Here is a 14531-nt window from a genome sequence, read left to right as displayed (position 1 = left end):
TCGTCACCCGATCCTTTGTCTGGATCCGAGGATGCCCTGGGGGCGAACCACGAGGATCACGATCAAGACGAGAAGTCCGCCGATGTATTTGAGGTCTGGGTTGATGATGAGCGTCGAGAGTTGGACCAGAAGTCCCACGATGACGCAGCCGAGTAGCGCCCCGTACGCGGTTCCCAGACCACCGAGGGTGATTCCGGCGAACATGAGCAGCAACAGTTTGAAGCCCATTTCCCACTGGACGCGTCCGCCGAGCTCGGAGATACCGAACAGCACACCGCCGAGGGCGGCCAATCCGCCGCCGAGACCCCAGACGAACATGATCACCCGCTCGACGTTGATACCGGACGAAGCGGCGAGGTCACGATTGTCGGAGACGGCACGCATGGCCTTTCCGATGCGAGTCTTCTGCAGAAGCAGTGCGACGCCGACCAGGACGACCAGACTGACGATCATGACTATCGCGTTGGCGTCGGTCAGTGCGATCGGGCCCCAGTTCTTCTCGACCTGGCCCTGGTAGTCGTCGAACGGTTCGGCGCGGTCGGAGAAGAAGATCAGGATCAAGTAGCGCAATGAAATCGCGAGACCGATCGAGACCACCAATTGCGCGATCAACCCGGTCTTGCGCTTACGCAGTGGTTTCCAGACGATTCCGTTGGTCAGCAGGCCGATGCCGATGCCGACGAAGATCGCGAGGATCGTGGCGGGAATCAGCGGAACGCCGAAGGACGTGTTGATCACCCAGGCAGCAACGGCTCCCAACGTCACCATCTCGCCGTGAGCGAAGTTGGTCAGGCCGGTGGTGCCGTAGATCAGGCTCAAACCCACACCGGCGATCGCGATCACGAGGCCGAACCGCAGACCGTCGACCGTCGTGCGGATCAGCTTCTCGCCGAAGCTGACATTCGAGGCGGTACGTACCTCGCCGAACGAGAAGATCACGGTGTTCGCGCGGCCGGCCACCACCTCGCGTTCGACAGCGGCTTGCACACTGACCCCGTCGGGAAGTGTGTCGGCAACGATCTCGAAGGTGTAGGTGCCCGGTGCCACGGCCAGTTCCCAACGGCCGTTCGATGCCGATTCTCCGGTGGCGACTTCCGTGCCGGAAGAATCGAGCGCACGGACGGTGACGCCCTCGAGGCGTGTGCCGCCGTTGTTGAGATTGCCGCTGACGGGGACAGCGTTGTCGGGAACCGGTGCTGTCGGTGTTGCGGATGCTGTCGGGGTCGGCGGTGTAGGGGAAGTGGTCGGTTCCTGAGCCGAAGCAGTTCCGGCCAGGCTGAGTAATGCGAAGAACGTCAGTAATGCAAAGGCCAGTAGTCGGCTGAGTGTCGCGAGGGTCTGCCGTTTCACTACGGGTGGGGCCACGTACGTCCTCCGAGCGGGTCGGGAATAGCGCGTCTGGACAAAGGTGCCGCGCAGCAGAGGGATTGTTTCGCTGCTGCGATTTCCGGACTCTAACGGCTCCGTTCGCTTCAGATGGGGTTCTGAGATTTCCGGGATGTTTCGGTTCCGTATCGAAGGCCGAAGGCTGCATCAATTGTCCGATTCTTGTGTCTGTTCCTGCGTAAACAACGGCGAAGGCGTCGATGTCGGTCGCGATCCCTAGACTGATGAACCGTGAGCCCCGCAACCACAACTCGGTCCAGCACGTCCACCGCTCCAGCCGGCACCACCGGCAAGGCGGACGATCGCCCTCTTCTGATGCTTCTTGACGGGCATTCGTTGGCGTTTCGCGCCTTCTACGCGCTGCCTGCAGAGAACTTCAAGACGCACAGTGGGCAGGCCACCAACGCGGTGTACGGCTTCACGTCGATGTTGATCAACCTTCTTCGTGACGAGCAGCCCACCCACTTGGCCGCGGCTTTCGACGTGTCGCGTCAGACGTTTCGCGCCGACCTGTTCCCCGAATACAAGGCGCAGCGCGCGAAGGCTCCGGACGAATTCAAGGGCCAGATCGACATCACCAAGGACGTTCTCGGCGCGCTGGGCATCCCGGTCATGGCCGAGGAAGGTTTCGAGGCCGACGACGTGATCGCCACCTTGACCACGCAGGCGGAGGCACTCGGATACCGGGTTCTCGTCGTGACCGGCGACCGCGACTCGCTGCAGCTGGTGACCGACAACGTCACTGTGCTTTACCCGAAGAAGGGTGTCTCGGAGCTCACCCGATTCACGCCGACGGCCGTCGAGGAGAAGTACAGCCTCACTCCGTCGCAGTATCCGGATTTTGCTGCCCTGCGCGGCGACCCGAGTGACAACCTCCCCGGTATCCCCGGCGTCGGCGAGAAGACCGCTACCAAGTGGATCCGTGAGTACGGCGACCTGCAGGGACTGGTCGACAACGTGGACAAGGTCCGCGGCAAGGTGGGCGACTCACTGCGGGAGAACCTCGCGAACGTCCTGCTCAATCGTCAGCTCACCGAAATGGTTCGCGACGTTCCCTTGCCGTACACGCCCGAGCAGTTGGTGTTGGCCCCGTGGGACCGCGAGAAGATTCATGCGTTGTTCGACGATCTCGAGTTCAAGGTTCTCCGCGATCGACTGTTCGCGACCCTGTCGTCGTCCGAGCCCGAAGCAGAGGAAGGGTTCGAGGTCAGCGGCGACGCACTCGCCCCGGGTGCGGTTGCCGCGTGGCTCGACGCCCACGCACGAACCGGTGAGCGTCACGGCGTGACGGTGCTCGGAACCAGAACTCCGTTCGCCGGCGACGTCACTGCACTCGCGATCGCGGCCTCCGACGGTGAATGTGCATACATCGCGGCGTCGACGGCAACACCGGAAGACGAAGCAGCTCTCGGTGATTGGCTCGCCGACGCATCGCAGCCGAAGGCGCTGCACGAAGCCAAGTGGGCGATCCATGCTCTGCGTGGGCGTGGTTGGACGCTCGGTGGACTGACCAGCGACACTGCTCTGGCCGCGTACCTCGTCCGGCCGGGCCAGCGCAGCTTCAATCTCGACGACCTCTCGCTCCGCTACCTCAAGCGTGAACTGCGCGCCGAAACATCCGGCCAGGAACAGCTTTCACTGCTCGACGACACCGAGCAGCTCGATGCCGAAGCGGCCGAGACCGCGATGCTCAGCGCTCAGGCCGTTCTCGACTTGGCAGCTGCACTCGACACCGAGTTGGAGTCGATCGAGTCCAAGTCGCTCCTCTCCGACATGGAACTGCCGTTGACGATCGAGCTCGCTCAGATCGAGGCCACCGGCATCGCCGTCGACAGCGCGCATCTGCACGATCTTCAGAGCCGTTTCGCCTCCCAGGTCGCCGACGCCGCAAACTCCGCCTACGAGGTGATCGACAAGCAGATCAACCTGGGTTCGCCGAAGCAACTGCAGGTGGTCTTGTTCGAAGAACTCGACATGCCCAAGACGAAGAAGACGAAGACGGGCTACACCACCGACGCCGAGGCGTTGCAGGGTCTGTTCGACAAGACAGGACACCCGTTCCTCGAACACCTTCTCGCGCATCGTGATGCGACGCGTATGAAGGTGACCGTCGACGGTCTTCTCAAGGCCGTAGCCGAAGACGGACGCATTCACACGACGTTCAATCAGACGGTTGCCGCGACCGGACGCCTGTCGTCGACCGATCCGAACTTGCAGAACATCCCGGTGCGAAACGACGCGGGGCGCGAGATTCGCGACGGATTCGTAGTCGGGCAGGGGTTCGACGTTCTGCTCACTGCCGACTACAGCCAGATCGAAATGCGCATCATGGCGCACGTGTCAGGCGACGAGGGGCTGATCGAGGCATTCAACACCGGTGAGGACCTGCACAGTTTTGTCGGCTCGCGTGCATTCGGTGTACCGATCGAAGAGGTGACTCCTGAACTGCGTCGCCGGGTCAAGGCGATGTCGTACGGTCTGGCCTACGGGCTCAGTGCCTACGGATTGGCGTCGCAGCTGAAGATTTCGACCGAAGAAGCGAAGCAGCAGATGGATGCGTACTTCGCTCGTTTCGGCGGCGTGCGGGATTACCTCCACGCGGTGGTCGAGCAGGCACGTAAGGACGGCTACACCTCGACGCTCTACGGTCGTCGTCGCTACCTGCCGGACCTCAACAGCGACAACCGTCAGCGTCGTGAGGTTGCCGAACGTGCTGCCCTCAATGCGCCGATCCAGGGCACTGCGGCCGACATCATCAAGGTGGCGATGATCAACGTGCAGAAGGCTCTCGCCGACGCCGGATTGAAGTCGCGCATGCTGTTGCAGGTGCACGACGAATTGGTGCTCGAAGTGGTTGCCTCCGAGTTGGAGGAGGTCACCGCGCTGGTCAAGGACAAGATGGCCACAGCCATCGAGCTGTCGGTACCTCTGGATGTTTCGGTGGGAACCGGTCGAAGCTGGGACAGCGCGGCTCACTAGGGAGCAACGAAAAAGGCTGGGCCGGAATCGACTTCGATTCCGGCCCAGCCTTTTCACGCTATTCAGCAGATGCGGTCTGCTCTGCGATCTGCTTGCGGACCTCGTCCATGTCGAGTGCCTTGACCTGAGTGACGAGCTCCTCGAGCTGAGCGGCGGGAAGCGCGCCGGCCTGGTTGAACACGAGTACGCCTTCGCGGAAGGCCATGATCGTGGGGATGGAGCGGATGTTGGCGGCCGCTGCGATTCCCTGCTCGGCCTCGGTGTCGACCTTGGCGTGAACGACGTCGGCATGCTTCTCCGAAGAGGCTTCGAACGTCGGTGCGAACTGGCGGCACGGGCCGCACCAGGAGGCCCAGAAGTCCACGAGGACGACGTCGCTGCCGTTGATCGTTTCGTCGAAGTTCTGCTGGGTGAGTGTCTGGGTGGCCACAGGGGTCCTTTCCATTGTGCGGGCTGTTGGTGTGTGCAACGCCCCGGAACCGCTGATTCTTCCCTGAGCCGATTTCAGCTTGCGTTCTCGGTCGCCCGAAACGTCCGGCGGTAGGCCTGCGGCGTGGTGCAACGCAGACGAATGAAGTGCTGGCGAAGCACGGCACCGCCGCCGAATCCGACGCGTTCTGCGATGACGTCGACGGAGAGGTCGGAATTCTCGAGGAGATGTTGGGCGGCCAGTACTCGCTGATCGCTGAGCCAGCGGGCGGGGGTTGTTCCCGTTTCCGCTTGGAAACGGCGCGCGAACGTGCGCGCGGACATGTTCGCGCGGGCTGCGACCATGCCCACAGTGAGGTCGAGGGCGAGGTTCTCCGTCATCCAGTCGAGGAGCGGGGCAAGGGTTGCACTCGGCGTCGAGGCGAGGGGAGTGGCAACGTACTGGGCTTGCCCACCGTCACGATGGGGCGGCACCACCATCCTTCTCGCGATGCCATTGGCAACGCGAGAACCCTGTTCTTTTCGGACGATGTGCAGGCACAGGTCAATTCCTGCCGCGGTGCCTGCGCTGGTGAACACCGGATCTTCGTCCACGTACAACACGTCCGGATCGACCTTGGCTTCCGGATACGTCTGGGCAAGCCTCTCTGCATGCCGCCAATGCGTCGTGCATCGCCTTCCGTCCAGTAGTCCAGCCGCCCCGAGGACAAACGCTCCGGTGCACAGACTCGCCACCTTGGCGCCCCGGGCTACGGCCTCGTTGAGTTTGACCAACAGGGGATCGACACTCGAGTCGGGACTCGGTGAGCACATGTACGCGTCGCCGGCGTCGTAGGTTCCGCCGGCGGACACGACGATGAGATCGGCGTCGTCGAGAGAATCGAGGTTGTACGGAACATCGATGTTGTACCCGAACCGCGTTCGGATCGGACCCGGAACTGCGGCGATCAGAGAGAAGTCGTACGTGGGGAGGCCGTCGTCGGATCGGTCGAAGCCGAAGACTTCACATGCCACGCCGAGTTCGAACGCCTCGGTCATCGGCATCAGTGGGACCACCACTTTCGCGAGCATCTTTCGAGTGTGACAGAAAAACAGGAAAGTGGCAGAAAATCGTCCAAGTCTGGCTTTTCTGCCACTACTGCCACGTGGGACATTCCGTCAGGCTGGACACATGGCAATCATCGTCGTCAGCGTCTTGGTCCTACTGGTCCTGAACGTACTAGCTCTTGCCGGCCGAACGCCCGACACTCGTCACGACGTCAGTCCGCACGGAGACTTCACCCTTTGAGGGCAAGTCTGGCCTTTCAATACACCGCAGCTGCGGTGGTGTGGGGAGCCAGTTTCCTCTTCATGAAGATCGGGCTCGAAGGTCTGTCCTTCACGCAGGTAGTTCTGTGGCGCTTGGTCTTCGGTGCGCTCGCGCTGGTTCTCGTGTCAGCGGTCAGCCGGATCGGCCTACCGAGGGACTTTCGCGTCTGGAAACACATGGCTTTTCTCGCAGCGACACAATGCATCGTGCCGTGGCTGCTGTTCAGTTGGGCGGAGCAAAACATGTCCTCGGGACTCGCGAGCATCTACAACGCCACCACACCACTGATGACTATGGCTGTCTCCCTTGCCTTTCTGCCGGGGGAGACGCTGACGCGATACAAATCGCTGGGGTTGCTTCTCGGATTCGGTGGGGTGCTGATCGTATTGGCGCCGTGGAATCTCGGCGTCGGCGGAAGTGTCAGTTCTCAGGTCGCTTGCCTGGGAGCGACTGCATCGTACGGGATTTCGTTTGTCTACCTCAGACGTTTCGTGCTTCCTCTCGGCGTCGACACCCGCACAGTCGCGCTATTACAGATCAGTATCGGAGCTTTCGTGATGGTTCTGGCCTCACCGGTCATCGCGAATACACCGATGCACCTGACGCCGGCAATTGTCCTGTCGATGATCGCTCTGGGCGCACTGGGGACCGGGCTCGCATTCATCTGGAACACCAATGTCGTTCAGGAGTGGGGGCCGACTGCGGCGTCCACCGTCACTTATCTCAGTCCAGTGGTGGGCGTCGCTCTCGGCGCAATAGTCTTGAACGAAAGCGTTGGCTGGAATCAGCCGGTTGGTGCACTCGCGGTGATCGCGGGAATCCTGGTGACCCGACGTGCAACCCGCTCTGTCACAGCGGCGGCGTCAGTAACCATTCCGTCTTCTGTTCGCCGTCCCAGCGCCTGATCGCGCCGCAGCGCCCTTGAATCACGTCGGTGCCCAGCAGGGCGATGGCTTCACCCAGACGTGCAGGTTCGACGCGTCGGGCGAGCGTTACATGAGGCGTCCACGCGCCGGGCTCGACGTGGGCGGGAAGTGCCGTCGAGCCAACTGTTGACTCGGCTATTTCTCGGTGCAGGTGAAGGAGTGCGCGCGAAGGAATGACCGAGCGCGCCAAGACCATCTGCTTGCCGCCGAACACGACGTAGCCACCGAGTCGGACCTCGAAGTCCAGGGCCGAGAAGCGCCGCTTCAACAGTTCGTCGATCTCCGCGGGGATCTCACGGGCGACGAACAGCGTGATGTGCGGACGGTTGGACGGGCTGTGATGAGAGGCCTGACTCGGTAAACCGGCGTCGGCGAGTAGCTGCCATTGTGCTCGCACTGCCGACTCACTCACTGGATCGAGGAGCAATTCCACCGACTGGACCATGGTGAGCAATGATTGCCTGATGACAGGTGCGAGCGCAATCGGTACTTCGGCCATGCGGCTGGGGCTCATGCACGGCGACGGAATCGGCCACGAAATCGTCCCGGCGACACGGCAGATCGTGGATGCGGCGTTGTCAGCGGTTCATGCTCCGCCCGTCGAGTGGGTCGAGCTTCCGCTCGGGAGTACGGCCATAGACAGCCACGGCACGCCGATTCCCGACGAGACCATCGATGGGTTGGGGCAGCTGCAGGGTTGGATTCTCGGACCCCACGACAGTGCGTCCTATCCGGAGAGGTTTCGCGGACAACTCACACCCGGCGGCGTCATCCGGAAGAAGTTCGAGCTGTTCGCGAACATTCGGCCGGCAGCGGCGTTCCCCGGTGTCAAGGCAATGGTCCCCGACATGGATCTGGTGATCGTCCGCGAGAACACCGAGGGGTTGTACGCGGATCGGAACATGGCAGTCGGCAGCGGCGAGTTCATGCCGACGCCCGACATCGCGCTGGCCGTCGGTGTGTTCACCCGCGCTGCGTGTGAACGGATCGCACGCACTGCCTTCGCGTTGGCGTCGCGACGGCGCAATCACGTCACGATCGTCCACAAAGCCAACGTCCTCACACTGACCACCGGCCTGTTCCGTGACGCCTGCCGAACCGTCGCTGCGGAGTACCCACACGTAGTCGTCGACGACGAGCACGTCGACGCGATGGCGGCGCACCTCGTTCGACGCGGCGGAGACTTCGACGTCGTGGTGACCGAAAACATGTTCGGCGACATTTTGTCGGATCTGGCGGGCGAGCTGTCCGGTTCACTCGGAACCGCGCCGTCGATCAACGCTTCCGAGACGCAGGTCATGGCTCAGGCTGCGCACGGTGCAGCACCCGACATCGCCGGGAAGAATCGGGCGAACCCGACGGCACTGTTCCTCTCGAGTGCAATGATGCTCGACTGGCTCGATGATGCGCGTGGCGATCGGTTGTTGTCTGCGGCAGCACGCCGCATTTCAGACGCGGTTCGCACGACCATCGCGTCGGGCATCGCGACCGCCGACCTCGGCGGTTTGGCATCGACCAGCGAATTTTCCGAAGTCGTGTACGCACACACTCTGCGTCGCTGATTCTTGTACGACAGGCCGGAATCTTGCGAAGTCGGCGACGGTGGAACTCCTGCCGTAACCTACCGTTCGACTGAATTTCGGATGGACGTTGCAAGTGCGGCGATCGACGAGTGGAGAGCAGAGTCGTGGTCGATGAAAACGCACGGGCACCAAGGCCACGTGGCGTGAGTTATGGCTCGAGCAGTGGCGGGCGTATCCGCGCCAACGTGGTGCGAGTCCTGTTGGTGGGCTTGATCGTCGCATTGTGCGGCGGATGTGTCACCAACAACGAGGGTCTCGTTCCGGAAGGGCCGCCACTTGATGTCCAGAAGGTGCCCGAGATCGCCGCACTTCTGCCGTCCAAGGTCACGGATTCGGGCAAACTGCAGGTCGGGGTCAACATTCCTTACGCGCCAAACGAATTCAAGGACGCGGACGGCAACATCGTCGGTTTCGACGTCGACCTGATGAATGCCGTTGCCGCCGTGCTCGGGGTCGAAGCTGTCTTCAACCAAGCCGACTTTGACAAGATCATCCCCGCTATTCAGTCGGGAAGCTACGACCTCGGCATGTCTTCGTTCACCGACTCCAAGGAGCGCGAGAAGACGGTCGACTTTGTCACGTACTACAGCGCGGGTATCCAGTGGGCCCAGCGGCCGGACAAGCCAGTCGATCCGAACAATGCGTGCGGGCTTCGGGTGGCGGTGCAGACCACGACCACCGAGGACATCGACGAGGTGCCTGCCAAGAGCGAGGCCTGCGTGGCCGAGGGCAAACCCCCGATCGACAAGATCAAGTACGACAGCCAGGACGACGCGGCCAACGCGCTCATTCTCGGTCGAGTCGACGCGCTGTCCGCTGATTCACCAGTGACCGGCTATGCGATCAAACGGAGCAAGGGCCGGATGGAAGCTGCGGGAGAACCCTTCGATTCGGCGCCTTACGGCTGGCCGATCGTGAAGGGCTCCGCCCTCGGTCCCGCCCTGCAGCAGGCAATGCAGTACCTGATCGACAACGGTGTCTATCAACAGATCGCGCAGACCTGGAGTGTCGAGGCCGGCGTCATCGAAGTATCCAAGATCAACGGCGCGGAAAGCTGATGAACATGACAACAACTGAGACCGGCGATCCGGTGCCGATCAAGGCGATTCCACTACGCAGACCTGGTCGTTGGATTGCCGCGGTCGTCGTCGTGGTCCTCTTCGGACTGTTCGTTTACGGCGCGGCGACCAACGAAGCCTTTGCATGGGGGACTTACGGTCAGTATCTGTTCGACAAACGCATCTCCGCTGGTGCGTGGACAACGATCCAGCTGACGGTGCTGGCAATGGTGATCGCGATCGTCCTCGGTGTGATTCTGGCAGTCATGCGACTCTCTCCCAACCCGGTGCTTCGCGCCGCGGCTTGGGGCTATCTGTGGATCTTTCGAGGAACACCTGTCTACGTGCAGTTGGTCTTCTGGGGCCTGTTCCCGTCGATTTACAAGAGCATCGATCTCGGTATTCCCTTCGTACATCAGTTTGCGCACATCAATCTCCAGGACTTGCAGGCAGCGTTTCTGTTTGCCGTGATCGGTTTGGCATTGAACGAGGCCGCCTACATGGCCGAGATCGTCCGCGCCGGCGTGAGTTCGGTCAACGAGGGCCAGACCGAAGCATCTGTTGCATTGGGTATGACGTGGAGTCAGACGATGCGACGAACCGTTCTACCGCAGGCGATGCGCGTCATCATTCCGCCGACCGGTAACGAGGTCATCAGCATGCTCAAGACCACCTCGCTCGTGACGGCGGTCCCTTACAGCTTCGAGTTGTACGGTCGAGCGCGCGATATCTCGGGCGCCAACTTCGAGCCGATTCCCCTGTTGATGGTGGCGGCGACGTGGTACCTCGCAATCACGAGTCTGCTCATGATCGGGCAGTACTACGTCGAGCGTCACTATTCGAAGGGCGCAACCCGAGCACTGACCACACGCCAACTTCAGGCACTGGCCGACGCGCAAGGAAAAGCTACGGTAGTGGAAACGCTTCCGGATACCCCCGGAGGAGAACGCAAATGACCCCCATGGTGAAAGCAGACCGAGTTTGTAAGAACTTCGGCGCATTGGAGGTCCTGAAAGGGATTTCGCTCGAAATCGACCCCGGTCAGGTCCTGTGTCTCGTCGGGCCGTCCGGGTCGGGCAAGTCGACGTTCTTGCGCTGCATCAATCACCTCGAGCAGGTCAACGCCGGCCGACTGTACGTCGACGGCGACCTGGTGGGCTACTCGGAGAAGAACGGAAAACTGTACGAACTTCACCCGCGAGCAGCGGCCAAACAACGCCGCGACATCGGGATGGTGTTTCAGCACTTCAATCTGTTCCCGCACCGCACCGCTCTCGAGAACATCATCGAAGCGCCGACGCAGGTGAAGCGCGTCAGTAAGAAGAAGGCTGTCGAACGAGCGAAGGACCTCCTCGATCAGGTCGGGTTGAGCGCCAAAGCCAACGCCTACCCGGCCCAGTTGTCGGGTGGTCAGCAGCAAAGAGTTGCCATCGCCCGCGCCCTCGCGATGGACCCGAAGCTCATGCTGTTCGACGAGCCGACGTCCGCGCTCGACCCCGAACTGGTCGGTGAAGTTCTCACCGTGATGAAGCAGTTGGCCAAAGAAGGTATGACGATGGTGGTCGTCACCCACGAGATGGGATTCGCCCGCGAGGTCGCCGACCAGTTGGTGTTCATGGACGGGGGAGTTGTGGTCGAGGCAGGCGAGCCGCGGGAACTCCTGGCCAATCCTCAGCACGACCGGACCAAGGCTTTCCTGTCGAAGCTGCTGTAGCCGTCAGGGTTTGACGGCGCTGAAAATTGCAGTGCCCGGAAAGAGTTGGCCGCGCAGGGGACTCCACTGTCCCCATTCGCGGTCCAACCACTCCGGCCATTCGGGCTCGATGATGTCGCGCACCTGAAGTCCGGCGGCGACGATCTCACGAACCCGGTCGCCGATGGTGCGGTGATGCTCGACGTAGGTGGGGACTCCGTTGTCATCGACCTCGACATACGGGGTGCGGTCGAAGTAGGGGAGGGTCGCGGTCAAGCCCTTCGGCCCGGGATCGTCGGGGAAGATCCATCGAATCGGATGGTTGACGGCAAAGACCCACGATCCGCCGGGACGCAGAACCCGGGCGACTTCGTTCATCACTCGCTGCGAATCGGCAACGAACGGGACGGCGCCGAACGCGGAACAAACGATGTCGAAACTCCCGCCGGCAAACGGCAGGAGTTCCGCACTTGCCTGAATCAACGGGACTGCCGGTCCGCCGGCATTCATCGCGTCCTGCCCGCGGGCGAGCATCCCCATCGAGATGTCGAGACCGACGGCCCGAGCACCATGTCCGGCGAGCCATCGGGCACACGGCGCCGAGCCGCAACCGACTTCCAATATGTCTTTGTCGACTATGTCGCCGAGCAAGTGGTGATCGCCCTCGTGCAGCCCTTCGGGGCACCAGACGAATTCACCTTCCGCGCTGTTCACGCCCAGAAACTCGCCGTGGGTTCGGTGGTAATCGTCGGCGTCGGCGTCCCACCACGCACGGCTGGCGCGGTCGCTGGAACTCGAATCGACACGGACTCGGCCGACGCCGCTGGTACCGAGAATGGAATTGGCAGCGGCATGGCGCTCGTCAGACATGAACAACACAGTAGAACGGGTGATGCGGGCGCAGGGTACCCGGGTTTGCCCGGCAAGATAGCCGACGCGTAGTCTTACTCACGCGAGTGTCTGTCATCCGACCGATTGTCTATATGAGATCTTTACCAAGGTCTCGGAATCAGTCGGACCGAGGGAGCTCGCGGTGCGCTTCCGCGGTGTGGAATGTGATCCGGTATTCGGTTGTTCGTTATTGATGCAGCTGGGTACTTCGATCTAGTACTTCACAAAGTACTTCCAACATTTGTACGCCACAGTCGCGCATCTCGTCCGACAAAATCCATCAACCGACCACAACTCGTCCGGAGCAATTCAACATATGCCCTCCACAACCGTCACCTCGCCGCAGGTTGCCATTAACGACATTGGCTCCGCCGAGGACTTCCTCGCCGCCATCGATGCCACGATCAAGTACTTCAACGATGGCGACATCGTCGAAGGAACCATCGTCAAGGTCGACCGCGACGAGGTTCTGCTCGACATCGGTTACAAGACCGAAGGCGTCATCCCTTCTCGTGAGCTCTCCATCAAGCACGACGTCGACCCCAATGAGGTCGTCTCCGTGGGAGATGCGGTCGAGGCTCTCGTCCTCACCAAGGAGGACAAAGAAGGTCGACTGATCCTGTCGAAGAAGCGCGCTCAGTACGAGCGTGCCTGGGGCACCATCGAGGAGCTCAAGGAGAAGGACGAGGCCGTCAAGGGCACCGTCATCGAGGTCGTCAAGGGCGGCCTCATCCTTGACATCGGTCTTCGTGGCTTCCTCCCCGCTTCGCTCGTCGAAATGCGTCGCGTCCGCGACCTCCAGCCGTACGTCGGCAAGGAGATCGAGGCCAAGATCATCGAGCTCGACAAGAACCGCAACAACGTGGTCCTGTCGCGCCGCGCATGGCTCGAGCAGACTCAGTCCGAGGTTCGCAGCGAATTCCTGCACCAGCTCCAGAAGGGCCAGGTCCGCAAGGGCGTCGTGTCCTCCATCGTCAACTTCGGTGCATTCGTGGACCTGGGCGGCGTAGACGGTCTGGTTCACGTTTCCGAGCTGTCTTGGAAGCACATCGATCACCCGTCCGAGGTTGTCGAGGTCGGCACCGAGGTCACCGTCGAGGTTCTCGACGTCGACCTGGACCGCGAGCGCGTCTCCCTGTCGCTCAAGGCAACGCAGGAAGATCCGTGGCGTCAGTTCGCCCGCACGCACGCCATCGGCCAGATCGTGCCCGGCAAGGTCACGAAGCTGGTTCCGTTCGGTGCATTCGTGCGCGTCGAAGAGGGAATCGAAGGCCTCGTTCACATCTCGGAGCTCGCTGAGCGCCACGTCGAGGTTCCGGACCAGGTTGTCGGCGTCGGCGACGATGCACTCGTCAAGGTCATCGACATCGACCTCGAGCGTCGTCGTATCTCGCTGTCGCTGAAGCAGGCCAACGAGGATTACAACGCCGAGTTCGATCCGTCCAAGTACGGCATGGCAGACTCGTACGACGAGCAGGGCAACTACATCTTCCCCGAGGGCTTCGATCCCGAGACCAACGAATGGCTCGAGGGCTTCGACAAGCAGCGTGAAGAGTGGGAGAACCGCTACGCCGAGGCTGAGCGTCGCCACAAGATGCACACCGCTCAGATGGAGAAGACCGCTGCAGACGAGGCCGCTGAGGCTGCCACCGCTGCTGCCGGCTACTCCTCGGAGACGGCTGCTGCAGACGACGCCGAGGCTCCGGCTGCTGCCGGCTCCGCTCCGGCCGAGTCCGCTGGCGGATCGCTTGCCAGCGATGCACAGCTCGCCGCACTTCGCGAGAAGCTGTCGGGCAACGCATAAGGATTACCGCTTGATCTGATCAGGCGAGATCTGTGAAGAACCCCGCCCCTGCACGTGCAGGGGCGGGGTTCTTTTCTCTGCCAGGTGTCACTTGCGAGCGAAGAATCAATTCAGTGAGTGAACACAAAAATGACCGGCACCGAAGGGTTGCCGGTCTTTTTGTACTTCGTGAAGAGAACTCAGTTTGCGGGAGCAGGCACCCAGTAGGTGGCGGTCGCTTCGGCTGTGCGCTTACGCATCGACGCGAAGCTGTGTCGGCCTTGGCTCACGAGCATCGTGAACCACGTACGACGGTGCTCTGCCAGGGCAAAAGCAACTTCGGGAAACTCTATGCAGTGCACGCCGTTCGGCATTCCGAGGCGGTGCTGACCGTGATGGTCGCGATCTGCTCGCATGGCGTCCACTTTCTCGAGAAGGTGCAGGTACAGGTGCGTTCGCTAGAACATAACCGCACGGTCACCGAAATTGTGGTA

Annotated in this window: 13 protein-coding genes; 7 read left to right on the top strand and 6 right to left on the bottom strand. The window is 61.7% G+C overall.

Annotated elements, in window-relative coordinates:
* Positions 1-3: 3 nt before the first annotated feature.
* Positions 4-1314: a branched-chain amino acid ABC transporter permease gene (locus M0639_RS15655; protein WP_037120375.1), complete on the bottom strand. Its 1311-nt coding sequence runs from the start codon at positions 1312-1314 to the stop codon at positions 4-6.
* Between the two features lie 303 nt (positions 1315-1617).
* Here M0639_RS15655 and polA point away from each other — a divergent pair, with 303 nt between their 5' ends.
* Positions 1618-4365 (top strand): DNA polymerase I, encoded by a 2748-nt coding sequence (gene polA, locus M0639_RS15650; RefSeq protein ID WP_064074467.1) that lies wholly within the window; start codon positions 1618-1620, stop codon positions 4363-4365.
* 58 nt (positions 4366-4423) lie between these two features.
* On the opposite strand, the gene trxA is transcribed toward polA, so the two are convergent.
* Complete coding sequence (gene trxA / locus M0639_RS15645; RefSeq protein WP_003944106.1) at positions 4424-4795, bottom strand: thioredoxin; 372 nt, start codon at positions 4793-4795, stop codon at positions 4424-4426.
* Positions 4796-4869: 74 nt separating this feature from the next.
* The gene (locus M0639_RS15640) at positions 4870-5865 is read right to left on the bottom strand and encodes a helix-turn-helix domain-containing protein (RefSeq protein WP_003944097.1); all 996 of its coding nucleotides are present in this window, start codon (positions 5863-5865) and stop codon (positions 4870-4872) included.
* A 213-nt stretch (positions 5866-6078) separates the two neighbouring features.
* On the opposite strand from M0639_RS15640, the gene M0639_RS15635 reads away from it, so the two are divergent.
* Positions 6079-7008 carry a DMT family transporter gene (locus M0639_RS15635; RefSeq protein ID WP_064074468.1) on the top strand — a complete coding sequence of 310 codons (930 nt, stop codon included), beginning with the start codon at positions 6079-6081 and terminating at the stop codon, positions 7006-7008.
* On the opposite strand, the gene M0639_RS15630 is transcribed toward M0639_RS15635, so the two are convergent.
* On the bottom strand, positions 6953-7528 hold the full coding sequence (locus M0639_RS15630; RefSeq protein ID WP_197486171.1) for a 2'-5' RNA ligase family protein: 576 nt from the start codon (positions 7526-7528) through the stop codon (positions 6953-6955). The two genes, M0639_RS15635 and M0639_RS15630, sit on opposite strands and share 56 nt — an antisense overlap.
* Here M0639_RS15630 and M0639_RS15625 point away from each other — a divergent pair.
* From M0639_RS15625 to M0639_RS15610, 4 genes are all read left to right on the top strand, one after another.
* Complete coding sequence (locus M0639_RS15625; RefSeq protein WP_064074469.1) at positions 7494-8591, top strand: isocitrate/isopropylmalate dehydrogenase family protein; 1098 nt, start codon at positions 7494-7496, stop codon at positions 8589-8591. The genes M0639_RS15630 and M0639_RS15625 overlap by 35 nt on opposite strands.
* A gap of 206 nt (positions 8592-8797) precedes the next feature.
* Complete coding sequence (locus tag M0639_RS15620) at positions 8798-9670, top strand: ABC transporter substrate-binding protein (RefSeq protein ID WP_024487476.1); 873 nt, start codon at positions 8798-8800, stop codon at positions 9668-9670.
* Positions 9670-10626, top strand: coding sequence for an amino acid ABC transporter permease (locus M0639_RS15615; RefSeq protein WP_019748635.1), 957 nt, complete (start codon positions 9670-9672; stop codon positions 10624-10626). Before M0639_RS15620 ends, M0639_RS15615 begins: the two co-directional genes overlap by 1 nt.
* A complete protein-coding gene (locus M0639_RS15610; protein WP_019748634.1) occupies positions 10623-11384 on the top strand; it encodes an amino acid ABC transporter ATP-binding protein in 762 nt (253 codons plus the stop codon). Before M0639_RS15615 ends, M0639_RS15610 begins: the two co-directional genes overlap by 4 nt.
* A 3-nt stretch (positions 11385-11387) precedes the next feature.
* On the opposite strand, the gene M0639_RS15605 is transcribed toward M0639_RS15610, so the two are convergent.
* Complete coding sequence (locus tag M0639_RS15605) at positions 11388-12233, bottom strand: class I SAM-dependent methyltransferase (protein WP_064074472.1); 846 nt, start codon at positions 12231-12233, stop codon at positions 11388-11390.
* Between the two features lie 337 nt (positions 12234-12570).
* Here M0639_RS15605 and rpsA point away from each other — a divergent pair, with 337 nt between their 5' ends.
* The gene (rpsA, locus tag M0639_RS15600) at positions 12571-14058 is read left to right on the top strand and encodes a 30S ribosomal protein S1 (protein WP_003944095.1); all 1488 of its coding nucleotides are present in this window, start codon (positions 12571-12573) and stop codon (positions 14056-14058) included.
* A gap of 179 nt (positions 14059-14237) precedes the next feature.
* Here the strand turns inward: rpsA and M0639_RS15595 are convergent, their stop codons facing one another.
* Positions 14238-14453 carry a hypothetical protein gene (locus M0639_RS15595; RefSeq protein WP_003944056.1) on the bottom strand — a complete coding sequence of 72 codons (216 nt, stop codon included), beginning with the start codon at positions 14451-14453 and terminating at the stop codon, positions 14238-14240.
* Between the last annotated feature and the right edge of the window lie 78 nt (positions 14454-14531).

This window comes from Rhodococcus qingshengii JCM 15477, assembly GCF_023221595.1.
Classification (GTDB): Bacteria; Actinomycetota; Actinomycetes; order Mycobacteriales; family Mycobacteriaceae; genus Rhodococcus_F; species Rhodococcus_F qingshengii.
The sequence above is the reverse complement of the archived record's forward strand: the minus strand, read 5'-3'. Positions and strand labels throughout refer to the sequence as shown.

Coding starts and splice junctions, on each gene's coding strand:
- M0639_RS15640 (WP_003944097.1), bottom strand. CDS start 5,865: ATGCTCGCGAAAGTGGTGGTCCCACTGATGCCGATGACCGAGGCGTTC.
- M0639_RS15625 (WP_064074469.1), top strand. CDS start 7,494: ATGACAGGTGCGAGCGCAATCGGTACTTCGGCCATGCGGCTGGGGCTC.
- rpsA (WP_003944095.1), top strand. CDS start 12,571: ATGCCCTCCACAACCGTCACCTCGCCGCAGGTTGCCATTAACGACATT.
- M0639_RS15630 (WP_197486171.1), bottom strand. CDS start 7,528: ATGGCCGAAGTACCGATTGCGCTCGCACCTGTCATCAGGCAATCATTG.
- M0639_RS15605 (WP_064074472.1), bottom strand. CDS start 12,233: ATGTCTGACGAGCGCCATGCCGCTGCCAATTCCATTCTCGGTACCAGC.
- M0639_RS15595 (WP_003944056.1), bottom strand. CDS start 14,453: ATGCGAGCAGATCGCGACCATCACGGTCAGCACCGCCTCGGAATGCCG.
- M0639_RS15615 (WP_019748635.1), top strand. CDS start 9,670: ATGAACATGACAACAACTGAGACCGGCGATCCGGTGCCGATCAAGGCG.
- M0639_RS15610 (WP_019748634.1), top strand. CDS start 10,623: ATGACCCCCATGGTGAAAGCAGACCGAGTTTGTAAGAACTTCGGCGCA.